Source organism: Pediococcus stilesii, from assembly GCF_001437075.1.
GTDB classification, from domain to species: domain Bacteria; phylum Bacillota; class Bacilli; order Lactobacillales; family Lactobacillaceae; genus Pediococcus; species Pediococcus stilesii.
Map to the genome: position 1 here is coordinate 1 of NZ_JQBX01000016.1, position 14,252 is coordinate 14,252.

General features: G+C 39.9%; 14 protein-coding genes and 1 riboswitch. Of the genes, 12 read left to right on the top strand and 2 right to left on the bottom strand.

Going from position 1 to position 14,252, the window contains the following annotated elements; translation table 11 throughout:
* The first annotated feature begins 42 nt into the window (after positions 1-42).
* Positions 43-1,098 (top strand): hypothetical protein, encoded by a 1,056-nt coding sequence (locus IV81_RS09555; protein ID WP_236696850.1) that lies wholly within the window; start codon positions 43-45, stop codon positions 1,096-1,098.
* A 95-nt stretch (positions 1,099-1,193) separates the two neighbouring features.
* Here IV81_RS09555 and IV81_RS07255 read toward each other — a convergent pair whose 3' ends face one another.
* The gene (locus IV81_RS07255; protein ID WP_057803762.1) at positions 1,194-1,916 is read right to left on the bottom strand and encodes a CPBP family intramembrane glutamic endopeptidase; all 723 of its coding nucleotides are present in this window, start codon (positions 1,914-1,916) and stop codon (positions 1,194-1,196) included.
* 162 nt (positions 1,917-2,078) lie between these two features.
* Between IV81_RS07255 and ychF the strand changes: the two genes are divergently transcribed.
* From ychF to IV81_RS07300, 9 genes are all read left to right on the top strand, one after another.
* A complete protein-coding gene (ychF, locus tag IV81_RS07260) occupies positions 2,079-3,185 on the top strand; it encodes a redox-regulated ATPase YchF (protein ID WP_057803764.1) in 1,107 nt (368 codons plus the stop codon).
* Positions 3,186-3,211: 26 nt separating this feature from the next.
* Positions 3,212-3,916, top strand: a complete 705-nt coding sequence (locus IV81_RS07265) for a DUF1129 domain-containing protein (protein WP_057803766.1) — start codon at positions 3,212-3,214, stop codon at positions 3,914-3,916.
* 22 nt (positions 3,917-3,938) lie between these two features.
* Positions 3,939-5,081, top strand: a complete 1,143-nt coding sequence (guaB, locus tag IV81_RS07270) for an IMP dehydrogenase (RefSeq protein ID WP_057803768.1) — start codon at positions 3,939-3,941, stop codon at positions 5,079-5,081.
* A gap of 315 nt (positions 5,082-5,396) precedes the next feature.
* The gene (locus IV81_RS07275; protein WP_057803771.1) at positions 5,397-5,888 is read left to right on the top strand and encodes a methylated-DNA--[protein]-cysteine S-methyltransferase; all 492 of its coding nucleotides are present in this window, start codon (positions 5,397-5,399) and stop codon (positions 5,886-5,888) included.
* Positions 5,889-5,981: 93 nt separating this feature from the next.
* Positions 5,982-6,671, top strand: coding sequence for a response regulator transcription factor CroR (croR, locus tag IV81_RS07280; protein WP_057803773.1), 690 nt, complete (start codon positions 5,982-5,984; stop codon positions 6,669-6,671).
* 10 nt (positions 6,672-6,681) lie between these two features.
* Complete coding sequence (locus tag IV81_RS07285; RefSeq protein WP_057803775.1) at positions 6,682-7,824, top strand: sensor histidine kinase; 1,143 nt, start codon at positions 6,682-6,684, stop codon at positions 7,822-7,824.
* Positions 7,825-7,948: 124 nt separating this feature from the next.
* The gene (locus IV81_RS07290; RefSeq protein WP_057803776.1) at positions 7,949-9,211 is read left to right on the top strand and encodes a D-alanyl-D-alanine carboxypeptidase family protein; all 1,263 of its coding nucleotides are present in this window, start codon (positions 7,949-7,951) and stop codon (positions 9,209-9,211) included.
* Between the two features lie 134 nt (positions 9,212-9,345).
* Entirely contained in the window at positions 9,346-10,134 is a 789-nt protein-coding gene (locus IV81_RS07295) for an AzlC family ABC transporter permease (protein WP_057803778.1), read from the top strand.
* A 21-nt stretch (positions 10,135-10,155) separates the two neighbouring features.
* Positions 10,156-10,488 carry an AzlD domain-containing protein gene (locus IV81_RS07300; protein WP_057803780.1) on the top strand — a complete coding sequence of 111 codons (333 nt, stop codon included), beginning with the start codon at positions 10,156-10,158 and terminating at the stop codon, positions 10,486-10,488.
* A gap of 103 nt (positions 10,489-10,591) precedes the next feature.
* Here IV81_RS07300 and IV81_RS07305 read toward each other — a convergent pair whose 3' ends face one another.
* A complete protein-coding gene (locus IV81_RS07305; protein WP_057803782.1) occupies positions 10,592-11,782 on the bottom strand; it encodes an SAM-dependent methyltransferase in 1,191 nt (396 codons plus the stop codon).
* A gap of 153 nt (positions 11,783-11,935) precedes the next feature.
* On the opposite strand from IV81_RS07305, the gene IV81_RS07310 reads away from it, so the two are divergent.
* Both IV81_RS07310 and eno read left to right on the top strand, forming a co-directional pair.
* Positions 11,936-12,763: a hypothetical protein gene (locus tag IV81_RS07310; protein WP_057803784.1), complete on the top strand. Its 828-nt coding sequence runs from the start codon at positions 11,936-11,938 to the stop codon at positions 12,761-12,763.
* A gap of 41 nt (positions 12,764-12,804) precedes the next feature.
* Positions 12,805-12,868, top strand: a riboswitch (Fluoride riboswitch).
* Between the two features lie 57 nt (positions 12,869-12,925).
* Positions 12,926-14,212 carry a phosphopyruvate hydratase gene (gene eno / locus IV81_RS07315; protein ID WP_057803787.1) on the top strand — a complete coding sequence of 429 codons (1,287 nt, stop codon included), beginning with the start codon at positions 12,926-12,928 and terminating at the stop codon, positions 14,210-14,212.
* Positions 14,213-14,252: the final 40 nt, after the last annotated feature.

Below are 14,252 nucleotides of genomic sequence, written 5' to 3' on the forward strand. Positions count from 1 at the left end.
TTTAACTTTTTGGGTATACCTCATTCCCTGGGGGGCTTTATCATGAAAAAAGGTTTTGTTATCGCCACAGCGGCTATGAGTTTAGGAATTATTGCACCATTATCACAAGTTGCAACTACCACACCGGTTTCTGCGAAGACAACGAGTTATTCATATGTAACAACGACAAACAACTCTGTTTCTGTAACAAATATTAGAAAGGGTTCAACGATTACCTTACTTAACAATCAAAATCAAGCGATTGCAACGGCCCAAGCTAGCAAAGCTGGAACAATTAACTTTAAATTGAGTAAAGCTCAGGTTGACCAATTGACTAGTACAAATGTGTTAGCAGTTAAGTTAAGCTCAGGATACAAGTATAATATTAACTTCCATTTTTATGGCCATTCAACAATTAAAGTTGATCCAAATGGAAAGGCACCGGTAGTAAAGCCTTCGACTTCAACTTCTAATAAAACTAACGAAAAATATTCATACGTAACTACAACAAGTAACTCTGTTTCCGTAACAAATATTAGAAAGGGTTCAACGGTTGTCCTCAAAAACAACCTTGGCCAAGCAATTGCAACCAAAACAGCTGCAGAAGCAGGAACCGTTACTTTTAACTTGAATGGAAGTCAAGTTGGACAGTTGACAAAGACCGATGTGTTAGCGGTTAAATTGAGTTCAGGATACAAGTTTGATATTAACTTCAATTTTATTGGCTATCAAGCTCCGGCTACTAATAGCACAAACAACCAATCAAACAATGGAACACAAACAAATCAGTCAAATACCACGAACACTAATACGAATACAAACACAAATAGTGAATTCGTAAGTGGGATCCCGATGGAACTACAAGGGAGCTGGCAAGCTAAACTGGGATACTTTACGGGACATTGGAATATGGCAGGTAATGGTTCAACATTAACCGTCAATGATCCTCAAATTTTGAATAGTGTTCAGTATAAAGCTTTGGGGAACCACACATACGTACTAAAGGGAACTGAAAACTATTACAGTGGTGGGACTACTGTTCAATATACCGTCCAAAGAGTGAGTGATGGACATTTAACATTAACTACCGCAAACGGAACATCACAATGGTATAGATAGAAAATAGATTGTAAAAATTAGTATGGAAAAGACAGCATCGATGCAAATATGATTTTGCGCGGATGCTGTCTTTTTTTTGTATCACGGATTTTTAATTAAAAGTTAAAGCGTTCTTTGATTTGTTTTTGGCGATCTTTTCGTAAATAAAATGCTGACAGACCACCAAACAAAATTAGAGTTCCAAGTAAACGTACGGGGTTTAAGTAGCTCGTATAGACGGCCGTTCCCGAAGAAATAACGGAGCCAAAATCATTTGTAAAATGAAATAAAATTGGCCATATTAAATTATGTGTTCGAAGGTAGATTGCAGCCATAAATAAACCGATTAAAAAGGCGGAAGCACCCTGAATTAGCGTTGGTTCAAGTGGTTGCTCGCCTAGGTTAAGCATGTGGCTAAACCCAAATAAAACGCTCGAAACAATCACACCAATTAGGATGGCATGTTGGTTATTAAAATGTCGGATAGCATAGGGAAGCAACATCCCCCTAAAAAAGTACTCTTCAAAAACGGCGGCGCTGATAGCAACGCTTAGAGCTAGAACTAAGTTTTTTTGATACCTAGGATCTAAAGCGAGGGTTACGGCGCTCGTTAGAATAAACCAGGTTGGTATATTTAAAACAATGGCGTTTGACAAACCAGATTTAAAATCTAGACCAATTCTTTCTTTAATGACAAAATGATTAATCAAAATTGCAATTAGAAGTACGATCACATCTTGTAATAGTATCGTGGTTGATAAGGGCCAAGTTGCCGGGAAAATAAAGGCACTGAGGAGAATGGTGATCATGACGATGACCCAACTTAAAATTAATCGCATAAAAAATTCCTTTCTAAAATTATTACTAACAGAATAGAGGAGAATAGGATCAGTGTCCATAGCTTAAACGAGATTTTAGGATTGAACGAGCCTGTTATATGGTCTCATTTTTTGATAACATATAGAGAAGAACACGCATTTTGAAAGGAAAGTGTAATTAAAATGGCATTAACAGCTGGTATTGTTGGACTTCCAAATGTCGGTAAGTCAACGTTATTTAACGCAATCACGAAGGCAGGAGCCGAAATGGCAAATTATCCCTTCGCTACAATTGATCCAAACGTCGGGATGGTGGAAGTTCCGGATGATCGATTAGATCGAATTCAGGAAATTATTCCCGCTAAAAAAATCGTTCATACAACTTTTGAGTTTACAGATATTGCTGGAATTGTTAAGGGAGCAAGTAAAGGTGAAGGACTTGGAAATAAATTCCTTGAAAATATTCGGCAAGTTGATGCGATTGTGCATGTTGTCCGAGCATTTGATGACGACAATATTACGACGGTTTCAGGAAAAGTTGATCCAATTGAAGATATCGAGACGATTAATCTGGAGCTAAGTTTAGCTGATCTTGAAAGCGTTGAAAAGCGACTATCTAAAGTTCAACGTGCAGCTAAAGGTCGTGACAAAGAAGCCGTTGCTGAGCTGGCTGTGCTTCAAAAGCTTCATCCGGTTCTTGAAGCAGGGAAGGCTGCGCGAACAATCGATTTTGATGATGCAGAGCTCCCCATCGTTAAGAGCTTGTTCTTGCTAACAACGAAGCCGGTTCTCTACGTTGCCAATATTGGCGAAGATGACATGTCTGATCCAGAAAATTCAAAATACTTTAAAGAAATTCAAGAGTACGTCGCTCAAGAAGATCCTGAAGCTGAAGTTTTAGGGATTTCCGCTGAAACAGAACAGGAAATTGCTGAGCTTGATGATGAAGATAAAGCTGATTTCTTGGAAGCTGAAGGGATCACAGAGCCTGGATTAAATCGCTTGATTCGCGCTTCTTATCACCTGTTAGGTTTACAAACATTTTTCACTGCGGGTGGAAAAGAAACTCGTGCATGGACCTTTAAAAAGGGGATGACGGCTCCACAGACGGCGGGAGTCATTCATTCCGATTTTGAACGGGGCTTTATTCGCGCTGAAACGGTCTCGTTTGAAGACCTTGATCGATACGGAAGCATGCAAGGTGTACGAGAAGCAGGCCGGCTTCGTCTTGAAGGAAAAGAATATCTTGTTCAAGATGGCGACATCATCGAATTCCGTTTCAACGTTTAATATCAAACAAATGAGGAGCAAATAATATGAGTGAAGAACCACGCAACGCTGGAAAGCAGGTTAATGAAACCCAGCATGCTGAAAAACCGAAAAAAACAGAGTTAACCAAGCGAAACGCTGACTTTATGTACCGTTTACGCAAGGAAGTTAAAGAAAGTAAATTAAATGATCAAGAACGCAGCGAAGCATTGATCGATACCGAAACACGACTGCTTGAGGCTCAGAAGACTGGGAAAACTGCTAAACAACTTTTTGGAACGCCAACTGAAAGATTAAAAGAGATTGTTGAAGGACCAAAGAAAGCTAAGGCAGAAGCTCAAAATAATAATATGTGGATTCGTGCCTTGGATAATGCTTTAATCTTTGCTGCGTTGTTTGCTGCGATGTATGCAATTATGATGTTAATTCAACCAGCGTCAATTAAAGCAACACCGGGTCCATCAGGAATTTTAGCAATTCTATTAACTTCAATTGTTGGTGGAATCGGAATGGCATATGTCTACCGGGTGCTTGGTCCAGAACAAAAAACACGACCATCGATGTGGAAACAGGCCGGAATTGCCGTAGTAGCAATTTTATTGTGGATTGTCTTCTACATGAGCTTTGCAATGCTACCAAATGCAATCAATCCAACCCTCCCAATTTACGGATATGCAATATTAGCAGTTGCAGCTTTTGGCGGACGGTGGTATCTTAGACGAAAGTTTCATATTGTAGGTGGCTTATTTTAGATTAGGGAAAAGGGAGAGTATGATGAGCAATTGGGATAACAAGTTTACGAAACAAGGATTAACTTTTGATGATGTTTTATTAATTCCTGGCGAAAGCCATGTATTACCAAACGAGGCTGATATATCAACAAAATTGGCCGATAATTTAAAGCTTAATATTCCAATTATTAGTGCAGGGATGGATACAGTTACTGAATCTGCAATGGGTATCTCAATGGCTCGTCAAGGTGGCTTAGGCGTTATTCATAAAAATATGAGCGCTGAACAACAGGCTGCCGAAGTTTCAATCGTAAAAAATGCGGATGTTAATCCGGAAGATAATCCGCGCGCTGCAGTTGATGACCAAGGTCGACTTTTGGTTGCCGCTGCGGTTGGTGTTACAAGTGATACGTTCGAACGTGCCGAAGGGTTAATCGAAGCGGGCGTTGACGCAATTGTTATTGACACGGCTCATGGACATTCTGCTGGTGTGCTTCGGAAAGTGGCTGAAATTCGTCAGCATTTTCCAAAGCAGACTTTAATCGCAGGAAATGTTGCAACCGCTGATGGTACGCGCGCGCTTTTTGACGCTGGTGTTGATGTTGTTAAGGTTGGAATCGGACCTGGTTCAATTTGTACAACTCGAGTTGTTGCAGGGGTTGGAGTTCCACAAATTACGGCAATTTACGATGCTGCTGGCGTAGCACGCGAATATGGTAAACAAATCATTGCTGATGGTGGAATCAAGTTTTCCGGTGATATTGTTAAGGCTTTGGTTGCCGGTGGTAATGCCGTAATGCTCGGAAGTATGTTATCTGGAACGGATGAAACACCAGGTTCAATTATTGAAGAAGCCGGCAAAAAGTACAAATCATACCGTGGAATGGGATCCGTTGGAGCAATGGAAAAGGGCTCTGCTGATCGTTATTTCCAAGGTGGGGTTAACGAAGCCAACAAATTGGTTCCAGAAGGAATTGAAGCACGAGTTGCTTACAAGGGCTCGGTTGCAGCCATCATTTTCCAAATGCTAGGCGGACTTCGCTCTGGAATGGGCTACGTTGGTGCTGAAACGGTTCCCGAACTGGCTGAAAAAGCTCAGTTTATTCAAATCACAAACGCTGGTTTGGTGGAATCACATCCACACGACGTTCAAATGACCAAGATTGCGCCTAATTATCATAAGTAAAGGATACGAGGAAAGACGGTTAAGAGTTGAGGATTTGCCTAGCCCGGTGCAATGACTTACGCAGTAAGGCGTTGTGCAGGGCGTCGCAAACCGGAAGCTCTTGTCTTTTGGAGTTCAACTAAAGGATACGAGGAAAGACTCTTGTCTTTCAAAATTCGCCTAATTTTAAAGGAGATTTAACCAGTAAATTTATTGGTTAAATCTCTTTTTAAATATGATGATAAATATAAGACTTAAAAGAGATTTGGCTAATTCGTTTACTAAATTTCTTTTTTAGTGCAAACTAATTCTTATAAAGTCATTGGAGGAAAAATAATGAAAGTCTATTACGCACAAATGACCGTTAGTGGAGAAAATTATTATATCTTTTCGACTAAAAAGGGATTACTTTTTGTCGGAGCGCCTAACCATGATTTAGATGAAATTCAACAGTTTTATCCAGAAGCTGAGCTAGTTCAAAACCAATCAATTAACCAAAAAGCAATTCAAGAAATTACCGAATATTTAAACGGTGAACGAAAAGAATTCGATATACCAATTGACATTCAAATGGGAACGGAACTTCAACGAAAAGTATGGTTAGCAATAGGCGGTATACCGCGTGGGACGACCATAAACTACTCGAAATTGGCTAAAAAGGTGGGACAAGAACGTGCCATTCGTGCGGTCGCAACAGCAGTGGCACGGAATCCATTGATGATCGTTTTACCGTGTCATCGCGTAGTTCGAAAAGACGGATCGATCGGACAATATCGGGGCGGTAGTGAAATGAAAAAAGACTTACTCAAATTAGAGTCTTTTTCTTAAAGATTGCTAAAAATAAGCCTAAATACACGGGGATATGAACCAAAATTTGCTAGACTATAAGAAAATGACAGTGAAAAAAGGGGAATTTAACCAATGAAAATTTTAGTTGTTGATGACGATAAAGAAATTGTTGAATTACTAGATATTTATATAAAAAATGAAGGCTATGAACCAGTTTCTGCCTACAACGGTAAGGAAGCCTTGACTAAATTGCACACGGATCCAGATATCAGCCTAATGATTTTGGATATTATGATGCCAGAAATGGATGGAATGCAGGTCGTTCGAGAAGTTCGAAAGGATTCGGACTTACCAATTCTAATGTTGTCAGCAAAAACGGACGACATGGACAAAATCAAAGGACTTTTGACGGGAGCGGATGATTATGTTGCAAAACCATTTAACCCGCTAGAAGTAATGGCGCGTGTAAAATCGCTATTAAGACGAAGTGAAAAAGAAATGACAGCTGAAGAACCCGAAATCTTAGATATCGGATCTTTGGTTATCAACAGTGATTCGCATGAAGTTAAGACGTTGGCAGGCAAAGAAGTGCAATTGACAGCGCTGGAGTTTGGGATTTTATACTTATTAGCAAGCCATCCTAACCGTGTTTTTTCAGCTGATGAAATTTTCGAGCGAGTTTGGCAGCAAGAAAGCGTGATTTCGGCTAAAACGGTAATGGTTCACGTGAGCCATTTGCGCGATAAAATCGAAGAAGCAACTGGCGGAGAAAAAGTAATTGAAACTGTCTGGGGTGTCGGATATAAAGTAGTCGCACATTAGGAGAAGGCCGATGAAGTTAACTGGTCGCGAAAAATACGAGTTGTTTGGTGAAGGTATTATTACCATCATCCTTTTACTGCTCCTTAATTTATCAATTTTTATATTAATTGATAGCGCATTAAAATCGAACCCGGCGCTGTCGAACGCGGTTTTCCTAGTTAAGAATTCGATTCACATTGGTGGAATTCAAATTTGGAGCTATCAAAATATATTTATTTTGATCATGTTCCTAGTGGATGCCGTGGTACTTTACTGGCGGCTAGAACGACGGTACAAGCAAATGCAGCTTCGACACATCATTGCTGAATTGCATTACATTGCCAATGGGCATTTTGATCATCGAATTCCGTTTGAATTAAGCGGAGATCATCAACGGGTTGTAGATAGCGTTAATTCACTGGTGGATAGCGTCATTAATTCAATGGAAGAAGAACGGGCCCTCAAACAGTCTAAGGACGATTTGATTACAAATGTATCCCATGATTTGCGAACGCCGTTAACGTCGATTATTGGTTATTTACGATTGATTGAGGATCGTCAGTATCAAAGTGAAGACGACATCTTAAAATACACGCATACGGCATATTTGAAATCTCTACAGATGAAGTCCTTGGTCGAAGATCTCTTTGAATACACTAAAGTTAGCCAGTCCAATCCGCATCTGATAATTAACACGATTCATGTGGATTCAATGCTACAGCAATTGGCGGCGAGCTTTGAACTAGAGGCGAGTCAGAAGGGCTTTAAGATTACGTCCAAATGCACTCCCCAGGATTTAACGATTACAGGGGACGCTGAAAAAATTGGGCGGGTGTTTAATAATTTAATTACCAACGCTTTGAAGTACGGAAATGGTGGGAAAAACATCTACTTAAATGCCCATCAAATTAACGATACGGTTATTTTCGAGGTTGCCAATGATGGTCAAAAGGTTCCATCTGAGGCTCTGGGCAAGCTTTTTGACCGCTTTTATAGAGTGGAAACATCCCGTTCGAAGGCAACAGGTGGGACGGGTCTAGGATTGGCTATTGCTCAAAGCATTGTTGAAATGCATAATGGAACTATTGAAGCTCATTCGAATGATAAGCGAACGAGTTTTGTAATTCAATTACCATTACGCCAGCCTGAAAGTACTGCTCAAGGAAAAAACTAACCGATTGAGTTTTTACGGTGATTAAAATAAAGTCACTGAATTTCAGCTATAATCCGATTAATTCGATGGATAGAGGCCATGGCATTTGTCAGGCCTTTTTTTATTTAAAAGGGGTTTCCAATACATGAAAAAAATATTTACCACAATAATGTCATTTCTACTGATGATGGGGATGCTAACGCCAGCACTGGCTGCCTCACAATCGCAGATACAACCACTTGTGGAAACGACGGCCGCAGATATTACCGCAAAGTCAGCGATCGCCGTTGATCAAGAAACGGGGCAAATTTTATATGATAAAGATTCGTCAACTGTACGGCCGATCGCTTCAATGTCCAAAGTGATTTCGGCTTATTTAATAATGAAAAGCGTTAAAGAAGGAAAAATGACCTGGAATCAAAAAGTTTCCGTCAATAAGAGTCTTGAAGAAGTGAGCGAGAATAAGGATTTAACCAACGTTCCTTTAGATTCAAGTCGAGAATATACGGTTAAAGAACTTTTTGACGCATCCCTGATTTATTCCGCCAATGCGGCAATTCTTGCGCTTGGAAAAACGGAAGCGGGAAGCTCTGAAAAGTTTGTTAATAAAATGCGAAGCACCGTTGAACAATGGGGAATTCATGATGCTAAACTTTATAATGCTGCGGGACTGCTAGAAAATCAGGTTGGAACGGAAAAATATCCTCAAACGGCAGATAATGTTGAAAACGAGATGTCAGCAAAAGATATGGCAATTGTGGTCACACATGTCTTAAAAGAGTTTCCAGAAATTTTAAAAGTGACCAGCGTTCAGTCCGCTGATTTTAATACTGGAACTGAAAAATTAGAGATGATTAATCATAATGAGATGCTGAAAGATGGAGAACAGTACGATCAAAAGTATCAGCTGGATGGCCTGAAGACGGGGACTTCTGAAAAAGCAGGTGAAAATTTTGCCGCTACGGGATTAATTAACAAGCGACGAGTAATCAGCATCGTTATGGGTTCTAAAGAAGATCAGCGCTTTAAAGATACCAAGAAGATATGGGATCCGCTGATGTCACGATTAGTTTTAAAGAAAACTGACTTAAAAAATGAATCAAATGTTAAAATGAACTCAGCCGAAGACGGAAAAGTTGGCTTAAGGCTTTCGGTACCGTTTGATTACTGGGCCAAAAAGGACGATAGCACGAAATTAACGCTCAATAAAATTGAATTAAATGACAAAAAACAGACTCCATTTTCGGCGGGCGAAACGGTTGCCACTGGCTATTTAAGTTTAAATGACAGCAATTTTTTGGAAGGATCTAAGTCAGGACTAAAAGTCGCTTTAGCATCGACGCAAAGCGTAAAAAAGGCAAATATTTTGGTTCAAGTTGGGCGAACGATTGCCGATTGGTTCAGTTAATGTGCTGAAGGGTTCAGACAGTATATTTTACAGTCTACTATTAAAAAGTTATTTAGCATGTTAAAATTAGTTCGTATGCTTTGCAAAAATTTAATATATTCTTTTTAATATCTAGTTTTCTTGGAGGACGAACTTTGAAACGAGTTAAAACAGAGGCACGCTGGAAAGAAACTTTTAAGGTAGCGTGGCCGCTTTGTTTAAGTTACACACCAATTGGGTTAGCGTGTGGAATTTTATTGCACGCTGCAGGTTTCAATACGCTTCTTACTGGATTAGTTTCGTTGGTGATCTTTTCCGGTGGAGCTCAGTTTTTGATTGCTCAAATGTTAACGGTAAACGCTCCGATTCTTACAATTGTTTTGATGCTATTTTTCTTGGAATTGCGGTACGCATTACTCGGATCAAGCCTTTCAAAGTATTTGCAGGGGGAGAGCCATACTTCCATCTTTACGTTTGCACTGTCTTTAAATGATGAAAATTATGCCGTGAACTACTTAAAGTTTGCGACGGATAAGAACTGGACACCAAATGATGCCCGCCAAGTTGAACATTGGTCACTATTATTTTGGTCAGTATCAAACATCATTGGTTCACTGATTGGTAGTGTCTTAAGTATCAACTTAACGGTTGTTGATTTTGCTTTGACAGCATTATTTATTTATATGATTGTGATGCAAGTTAAATCACGTCTGTCATTGCTAATTTGTATTTTTTCTGGCGTACTAGCAGCGGTTTGCTTAATTGTTACTAAGAGTACCTTGGGACTTGTAGCATCAACACTAATCGCTTCATTTACCGGCTTTTTAACGGAAGAATTATTAGTTAAGAAGCGGCCAGCAAGCGCGTTGCTACAGGATATTGGATCTCGTAAAGGCGGTCCGATTATCGAAGAGATTGATAAAAAAGAGTCAAATATTCTTTAATTTATGTAGGAGAAATCGTATATGGAGTACAGTTCATTAGATCATCTCATGATTATTATTCTAGGTTTCTTTGTGGCATTTGCACCACGTTACTTACCGCTACTATTTTTTTCAAAACGTCAAATTCCGGACTGGTTTAACGATTGGATGAAGTATGTGCCGATATCTTTGTTTACGGCACTAGTAGTTAAGGGAATCTTTATTTCAAGCAAATATACGCTAGTTACCAATGGAAATCTCGCCTTAATTATCGGCGGATTGGTAGTAATATTAATTGCTTATTGGACACGTTCAATGGCGATGTCCGTAATTGTTGGACTAGTAACTGTAATGATTTTAACGATGATAATTTAAAAAAATAAAAGCGGATAATAACGCCATTAAGTTTGGTCAATATCCGCTGTAAAAAGGAGTTACAACGTCAATTGACGTCGTAACTCCTTTTTGTCAGTCTAAATTAAATTGTTTTGTTTTCTTTTTCGTACATATAACTGCGGGTCATTGGAAGGGTCCGACCGCTAGCTCCTTTGGTGAGTAGATATTGAATTACATCGATATTTCCAGATTCAAATGAAGCAGCAGAAGCTTGCAGATAGAGATCCCACATGCGAACGAAGCGTTCATCAAACATTGATTGAATCTCCGCGCGATGCTTGTTGAAATTCAAATCCCAAATTTCGGTGGTTCGTTGATAGTGACGACGAAGGGGTTCCATGTCATCAATTTGGAGACCACTTTCAATAATATGATCGATATTTTCGGTTAATCCAGGAACGTAGCCACCGGGAAAAATCCATTTGTTAAGCCAACCGTTATTGGCGCCGCCTTGTTGACGGGTGATACCATGAATTAGGGCTACACCATCATTTTTAAGATATTTGGCCACATTTTGAAAGTAAATTCCAAGATTTTCTTTACCGACGTGTTCAAACATTCCAACGCTGGTAATGTAATCAAATTTGGCGTCTCCAAGTTCCCGATAGTCTTGCAGGCGAACTTCAGCAACGCCAGCTAAGCCTTCATCATTAATTCGCTGCTGAACGAAATCATATTGTTCCTGACTGAGGGTTACACCAACAACTTTTAGATCGAACTCTTTGGCTGCGGTTAACATTAGTGTCCCCCAGCCACAGCCGATGTCTAGAAGGGTCTTTCCCCGTTGCGGATTGAGCTTACGAATAATATGACGAACTTTATTCATTTGAGCAGTTTCAAGGTCGTCGTGCTCATTTTCAAAGTAGGCACAGGAGTAAGTCATCGTTGGGTCTAGCCAGAGTTTGTAAAAGTCATTGCCAATGTCATAGTGATCTTGAATATCTTCTTTGCTTTCTTGTTCACCGTGGCCTTGTTTTGGAAGAAAATGAATAAATTTTTTATTATGGAAAAAACTATTCGCATTTTCATAAGCAGATGTAATTAACTGTTGTAAACTACCTTCAATTGTAATCGTACCATCCATATATGCTTCACCAAGCGCGATTGAAGCATTTTTAACAATGCTTTTGATGGGAATGGGTTTATTAAATGTAATGGTTACTTGAGGATCACCATCGCCGTATACGGCTGTACTTCCGTCCCAGTAATTGACGCGAACAGGGATGTTAAATGAACGCTTCAAAAACGATTTATAAAATTGTTTATCAAACATTTTTCCAATCCTTTCCAAATTAAGGTATACAACTGTTATAACGTTAGTTGAAGAACATTTCAAATGTAAAATCTTAGGTTTAAAACGTTGAAGATAAGTTAAATTTGGTTCGCGTGGTATAATTAAACAGATACTTTTGCAGGAGGTTAGTCGATGAAAAGATGGATTTGGGCCGTGCTGATTTTTTTGGTAGCAGGGGTTGTGGGCGGCTATTCGGTAGCCCATTACCATGAAGACCAACTTCAATACAGTCGAAATGTGGTTAATGGTCAAACTGCGATCGAACAGTCCAATTATGCCGCAGCAGAAAATTATTTTTCACGGGCGTTGACGAAGAAAAAATATGATCCGGTCGCAAATGATCTTTTTGAACAAACTAAAAAATTTGTCCGAGCGGAGTCGGAGTTTAAGAGCCATGAATTTACGAGCGCTCGCATCGACTACCAGGGCGTTGACAAATATAAAAAAGGCTCTAAGACGTTAAAAGAGCGCGCAAAAGATAAAATTGCGTTAATCGATAAAATTAAGAAAAATGTTAAAAAATTTAACAAGCAGTTGGAAGAAGCTAAAAAGATGAACGCCGCATGGAATTTCTATGGTTCGAATGCAACCATTGATAGCTTATTGAGTAGCGCGGAGTTTAAAAAGAACTACTACGAAACATTGTACGACCAAGCGGTTATTTTACAGCGCTTTAACAATGCCGGGATTGTGGCCGATCAAAGTGCCTTTAGTGATGATACGACGCCTGATAATGGGGGAGGCTCTAGTTCAAATCAGCCAAGCATTGCTCCAAGATATCGTGGGCCGGGACCGGCGACGGCTCCGTCAACACCTGACAAGAAGGCGTCAAGCTCTTCTAGTTCCAAAAAGAGTTCAGAAAGTTCGTCGAAGGCAAAAGATGAATCTAGTACAAGTGATTCAAAGCAGGAAAGCTCCTCTAAGGACAGTTCTTCAAAAAGTGACGCTTCATCAAAATAAGTTCTTGTAAATTTTGATTTGGGGAACTATAATTTGGTTGTAATTGAATAGGCGATGACGTTCGCCGTAAATAATTGATAATAATTTGATGACGTCTATTACTTTAGTTTGTGCTGGAGTAATAGGCGTCTTTTTTTATTACCTAAGAGGGGAAGTTTTAGCATGGAAAAGGTAATCGAAAGCATTAAGGCAAGAGAAATTTTTGATTCACGTGGGAACCCAACTGTGGAGGTCGATGTGATTCTTTCAGATGGAACCCGGGGAAGAGCGGAGGTTCCTTCGGGGGCCTCTACCGGTGAAAAGGAAGCGGTGGAACTGCGTGATGGCGGAACTCGGCTCCAAGGCAAAGGGGTTCATAAAGCAGTTATGAATGTTAATCAAGATATTGCACAGGCTTTAAAGGGAACCGATCCATTTAATCAAGCCCTGGTGGATCAAATGATGATTGATTTAGATGGCACTGAAAACAAACGGAAACTAGGAGCTAACGCGATTTTAGGAGTTTCAATGGCCGTCGCACGGGCGGCAGCTAATTCCTTGAAAGTACCACTTTATCGCTATTTAGGTGGAACAGATTTGGAACTTCCACAGACTTTTCACAACGTGATCAATGGTGGAGAACACGCTGATAACGGGATCGATATTCAGGAGTTTATGATTACTCCGGTTGAACGGGACAGTTTTAGAGATGGATTTGAAAAAATCGTCAATACGTACCACGTCCTAAAGAAGGTGATTGAAGAAGCTGGCTATACGACGGGATTAGGCGACGAGGGCGGCTTTGCACCAGATTTAAGTTCTTCAGAAGAAGCGTTGCAGATGCTCCATGATGCAATTTTAAAGGCGGGATACACACCAGGAAAAGAAATTGCGATTGCTTTTGACGCCGCGGCCTCATACTTTTTTAATCGAGAAACTAAGAACTATGATTTTGAAGGAAAAACGTATTCACCACGTGAACTTGGAGAATATTACGCCAGTCTGTTTGAAAAATTTCCAGAAATTATTTCAATCGAAGATCCTTATGGAGAGGAAGATTGGGATAGTTTTGCCGAATTTACTGAAAAATATGGACAACAAATTCAAATCGTTGCCGATGATCCGGTCTGCACTAATCCAAAATTGATTCGAGAGGCAATTAAGAAGGGGATGGCCAATTCAATTTTAATTAAATTAAATCAGATTGGCACAGTTACCAAAACCCTGGAGGCAATTCGTTTAGCGCGGAAGAATGGTTATACCACCATGATGTCACACCGTTCTGGTGAAACGGGTGATCCATTTATCGCCGACTTTACGGTTGCGACTAATTCAGCTGAATTAAAGTCTGGCGCCCCTGCAAGATCAGAACGGGTCGAAAAATATAACCAATTGTTGCGGATTGAGGAGGAACTTGGTCAAGCTGGGACCCGCCTGGCCCATTTTCCTGACAATGTTGATTACGATTGATTAAACTTTTTCACTTTCAGTTTGTGAAAATCCGTGAAAA

Excerpts from the sequence above, each read along its gene's own strand:
- IV81_RS09555 (WP_236696850.1), top strand. The coding sequence starts at position 43 with ATGAAAAAAGGTTTTGTTATCGCCACAGCGGCTATGAGTTTAGGAATT.
- IV81_RS07255 (WP_057803762.1), bottom strand. The coding sequence starts at position 1,916 with ATGCGATTAATTTTAAGTTGGGTCATCGTCATGATCACCATTCTCCTC.
- ychF (WP_057803764.1), top strand. The coding sequence starts at position 2,079 with ATGGCATTAACAGCTGGTATTGTTGGACTTCCAAATGTCGGTAAGTCA.
- IV81_RS07265 (WP_057803766.1), top strand. The coding sequence starts at position 3,212 with ATGAGTGAAGAACCACGCAACGCTGGAAAGCAGGTTAATGAAACCCAG.
- guaB (WP_057803768.1), top strand. The coding sequence starts at position 3,939 with ATGAGCAATTGGGATAACAAGTTTACGAAACAAGGATTAACTTTTGAT.
- IV81_RS07275 (WP_057803771.1), top strand. The coding sequence starts at position 5,397 with ATGAAAGTCTATTACGCACAAATGACCGTTAGTGGAGAAAATTATTAT.
- croR (WP_057803773.1), top strand. The coding sequence starts at position 5,982 with ATGAAAATTTTAGTTGTTGATGACGATAAAGAAATTGTTGAATTACTA.
- IV81_RS07285 (WP_057803775.1), top strand. The coding sequence starts at position 6,682 with ATGAAGTTAACTGGTCGCGAAAAATACGAGTTGTTTGGTGAAGGTATT.
- IV81_RS07290 (WP_057803776.1), top strand. The coding sequence starts at position 7,949 with ATGAAAAAAATATTTACCACAATAATGTCATTTCTACTGATGATGGGG.
- IV81_RS07300 (WP_057803780.1), top strand. The coding sequence starts at position 10,156 with ATGGAGTACAGTTCATTAGATCATCTCATGATTATTATTCTAGGTTTC.
- IV81_RS07305 (WP_057803782.1), bottom strand. The coding sequence starts at position 11,782 with ATGTTTGATAAACAATTTTATAAATCGTTTTTGAAGCGTTCATTTAAC.
- IV81_RS07310 (WP_057803784.1), top strand. The coding sequence starts at position 11,936 with ATGAAAAGATGGATTTGGGCCGTGCTGATTTTTTTGGTAGCAGGGGTT.
- eno (WP_057803787.1), top strand. The coding sequence starts at position 12,926 with ATGGAAAAGGTAATCGAAAGCATTAAGGCAAGAGAAATTTTTGATTCA.